Genomic DNA, 3045 nt, shown 5'->3' on the forward strand with positions numbered 1-3045 from the left:
GGGGGGGTCCCGGGACGGCCGCCGCGGGGCGGGCCTCACCGCGCGAGCGCGGGCGTGGCCTCGCGAGCGGTGCCAGCGCGCCCGGCGCGCGCGCGTCCCCTGGCCCGAAGGCCGAGCAGCGAGACGGCGTGCAGGAGCACGAACAGCGGCACGCCGAACGTGGGGACGAGGGAGAGGGGGAGCTCCGCCATGGCGGCCGACGAGGGGCCGCTCGTGAAGACCTGGATCGAGCTCGGGGCGGAGAGCGCGCCCGCGCCGACCGCCACCACGAGGTCGAGGAGCCCGGCGACGTTCCAGGCGACCGCGAGGCGCGGCGCGTGGCGCCTGCCCGTCGCGAGCGCGTACGCGACGAGGGGCGCGGCGGCGCCGACCGCCACGTCGCCGAAGCCGGCCGGGAGCGCGAACGCGCCGGGGAGCCCACCGCGCGCGTACAGCACCAGGAAGACGAAGCCGACGAGGCGCAGCGACTGGATCCCGACCACCCAGGCCTGCGGGATCGCGAGCGCCCGCGCGCGCGCCGTGCGTGACACGAGGAGGGCGAGGCCGCCGGCGAGGATGGGTGCGGCGATGGCGAGGCCGATCCGCGGCGGGCGATCCGGCGCGCCGGCGAACGCCCCCGTCGCCGCGAGGATAGCCACCAGGAGGAGCCAGGCCCCGAGGAGCACCCCCGCCGCCGCCGCGCCACGTCCGGCGTACCGGCGGAGGGCGAGGACCACGAAGGCGATGAGGAGGACGTCCACGCCGATGACGATCGGCCACACGAACCCGGGAACGAGCGCTGCCATGTGAACCTCCCGCGAGCCGACAGCCCGCGTTGTACGTACAACCTGGCGCCCGAGACCACCGCCACCCCGGGCCGGGCGCCCTGGCCCGGGGAGAGCGCGAGCGCGGGGCCTCTACCCCCCGAAGCGTGGATGGAGCCTCACGGTCACCGCGGCGAGCGCCTCGGCGCCGCGATCGCCGAGGAGCGCACGTGCCTCCCGCTGCGCCTTCCGCCAGAGGGGGAGGGCGGCCTCGAGCGTCCGGGCGCCGGCGGCCGTGAGCGAGAGGCGCTGCGCCCGGCCGTCGGAGGAGGGCTCGACGCGGACCCAGCCCAGCGCCTGCAGCCGGGCCAGCTCCCGGCTAACGGTGGACTTCTCGAGCTGCAGCGCCCGACCCACCACCGTGGGCGTCGCCCGCTCGCCCGCCCGCGCGGTGGCGACGAGGAGCGTGAGCTGGGTGCGACGCAGGCCGAGCGGGCGCAGGGCGCGCTCGTAGATCGAGGCGAGGCGGCGGTCGAGGAAGCGGGCGCGGCTCGCCAGGCACTCGGCGGCGATCTCCTCGGAGGCGGCGGCGACGGGGGTCCGGCTCATGGGAGTTGTATAAGCAACCTCGCCGCCGCCCGCAACCGTCCGCGCGCCGCGCCCCGGGCGCCCGTCAGCTGCCTCCGTCGCCCTTCAGCTGCTCGGCGAGATAGCCCGAGATCCCGATCTGCTCGATGGCGGCGAGCTGCGTCTCGAGCCAGTGGTGATGCCCCTCGGTCTCCTCGAGGAGGCGCTCGAGCAGCTCGGCGGTGCCGTTGTCACCCGCCTCTCGGCACCGCTCGATGCCGGAGTTCAGCGCGTCGCGGACATTCCGCTCGAGCGCGTGATCCAGCTTCAGCTGCTCGTGCACGCTCGAGCCTGCCGCGACGGTCCCGAGCCGCTGCACGTCGGGCGCGCCGTCGAGGTAGAGGATCCGCGCGATCAGCTCGTCCGCGTGGTTCAGCTCGTCGCGCGACTCGTGGTGGATCTTCTCGAACAGCCGCGCGTACCCCCAGTTCTGGCAGATGCGCGCGTGGAGCATGTACTGGTGCACCGCCGTGAGCTCGCCGGACAGGAGGTCGTTGAGGAGTCCGATGACCTTGGGATCGCCCTGCATGCGTCCTCCAGCGTTCAGGCCCTTGCGAGCAGACGCCCTTCCTAGATCGCGGCTGCGCCCCCGTCGTGGGTCCAGGGGGGCTGCCTCCGTGATGGGCGGGGATCATGGCGGCGTCGCATCCCCCTCGCCCATTCGTCACCTCCGCCGGCGAGCCGCGAGCCCCGCGCGATGGGCGACCTCCAGGGCGCGGCGGGCCGGTGGAGGGGGGGAAGAGGACCTGGGCGGCGGGCACTCGCACGGCAGGCTCGCGCCCGCGGCACGACCCTGCATGACGAGCGCCGCGGGCGCGGCGGCTCCTTACGCTCTCTTCGGAGTCGGACGAGGCCGCGGCCCGCGGGCCGGGAGGGAGCGCATGGCGCCGCTGGAGTGGAGCAGGATCTGCTGTCCGGTCGATTTCTCGGAGCCGGCGCAGGCCGGCCTGCGCGTGGCGGCGGACCTGTGCCGGAGGCTCGGCGCGGAGCTCGTCCTCCTCTACGCGGACTCCGCCGCGCGGGTGGCGACGGAGCTGCCGCCCGCGGGAGGGCTCGACGGAGAGCTCTCGGCGTGGAAGGAGACCGCGGAGCGCCTGGGCGCCCTGAAGGTCACCGTCGCTCGCGCCGGCGGATCGCCGGAGGTCGCCATCGTGGCGTTCGCGACCTCGGGGAAGGTCGATCTCATCGTGATGGGGACGCACGGGCGCGTCGATCGGGAGCACATGCTGACCGGCTCCGTCGCGGAGGGCGTCGTCCGCAACGCTCCATGCCCGGTGCTCACGGTTCACCCGGGCTGGAAGGCGTGACCCGGGACGTAGGAGGCGAAGGAGGAGCTGCCATGACCGGAAGCTGCGAGGTCTGCGGGAACCAGTACGACAAGGCGTTCGAGGTGGTCGCCGCCGGAGCGCACCACGTCTTCGACAGCTTCGAGTGCGCGATCCAGGCGCTCGCGCCGCACTGCGAGCGCTGCGGGTGCCACGTGATCGGGCACGGGGTGGAGGCTGGCGGGAAGTTCTTCTGCGGCGCCCACTGCGCGCACACCGCGGGGGCGAAGGAGATCCGGGACCGCGCCTAGACCTCAGGGCGGCGCACCACGCCGGCGCCGGCCGGGCACTCATGGAGCGCCCCGCCGGCGTGCTGGCCGTTACGATTCGCGAACAGGCGAGCGAAGCGA

General features: G+C 74.8%; 5 protein-coding genes. 2 read left to right on the forward strand and 3 right to left on the reverse strand.

Features of this window, described 5'->3' with window-relative positions; translation table 11 throughout:
• Positions 1 to 35: 35 nt before the first annotated feature.
• The 3 genes from MNZ29_RS23850 to bfr all read right to left on the reverse strand — a co-directional run bounded on the left by MNZ29_RS23850 (position 36) and on the right by bfr (position 1899).
• The gene (locus MNZ29_RS23850; RefSeq protein ID WP_242341559.1) at positions 36 to 785 is read right to left on the reverse strand and encodes a hypothetical protein; all 750 of its coding nucleotides are present in this window, start codon (positions 783 to 785) and stop codon (positions 36 to 38) included.
• A 111-nt stretch (positions 786 to 896) separates the two neighbouring features.
• Positions 897 to 1352 carry a MarR family winged helix-turn-helix transcriptional regulator gene (locus MNZ29_RS23855; protein WP_242357082.1) on the reverse strand — a complete coding sequence of 152 codons (456 nt, stop codon included), beginning with the start codon at positions 1350 to 1352 and terminating at the stop codon, positions 897 to 899.
• A gap of 64 nt (positions 1353 to 1416) precedes the next feature.
• Complete coding sequence (gene bfr, locus MNZ29_RS23860) at positions 1417 to 1899, reverse strand: bacterioferritin (protein WP_242341557.1); 483 nt, start codon at positions 1897 to 1899, stop codon at positions 1417 to 1419.
• 352 nt (positions 1900 to 2251) lie between these two features.
• On the opposite strand from bfr, the gene MNZ29_RS23865 reads away from it, so the two are divergent.
• Both MNZ29_RS23865 and MNZ29_RS23870 read left to right on the forward strand, forming a co-directional pair.
• Positions 2252 to 2677, forward strand: a complete 426-nt coding sequence (locus MNZ29_RS23865; RefSeq protein WP_242341556.1) for a universal stress protein — start codon at positions 2252 to 2254, stop codon at positions 2675 to 2677.
• 32 nt (positions 2678 to 2709) lie between these two features.
• On the forward strand, positions 2710 to 2946 hold the full coding sequence (locus MNZ29_RS23870; protein ID WP_242341555.1) for a hypothetical protein: 237 nt from the start codon (positions 2710 to 2712) through the stop codon (positions 2944 to 2946).
• Positions 2947 to 3045: the final 99 nt, after the last annotated feature.

It is taken from the genome of Anaeromyxobacter sp. SG64, from assembly GCF_022690745.1.
In the GTDB taxonomy this organism is placed as follows: domain Bacteria; phylum Myxococcota; class Myxococcia; order Myxococcales; family Anaeromyxobacteraceae; genus Anaeromyxobacter; species Anaeromyxobacter soli.

What these genes read in the sequence shown, in the direction of transcription:
- MNZ29_RS23850 (WP_242341559.1), bottom strand. Translation starts at nt 785, where the DNA reads ATGGCAGCGCTCGTTCCCGGGTTCGTGTGGCCGATCGTCATCGGCGTG.
- MNZ29_RS23855 (WP_242357082.1), bottom strand. Translation starts at nt 1,352, where the DNA reads ATGAGCCGGACCCCCGTCGCCGCCGCCTCCGAGGAGATCGCCGCCGAG.
- bfr (WP_242341557.1), bottom strand. Translation starts at nt 1,899, where the DNA reads ATGCAGGGCGATCCCAAGGTCATCGGACTCCTCAACGACCTCCTGTCC.
- MNZ29_RS23865 (WP_242341556.1), top strand. Translation starts at nt 2,252, where the DNA reads ATGGCGCCGCTGGAGTGGAGCAGGATCTGCTGTCCGGTCGATTTCTCG.
- MNZ29_RS23870 (WP_242341555.1), top strand. Translation starts at nt 2,710, where the DNA reads ATGACCGGAAGCTGCGAGGTCTGCGGGAACCAGTACGACAAGGCGTTC.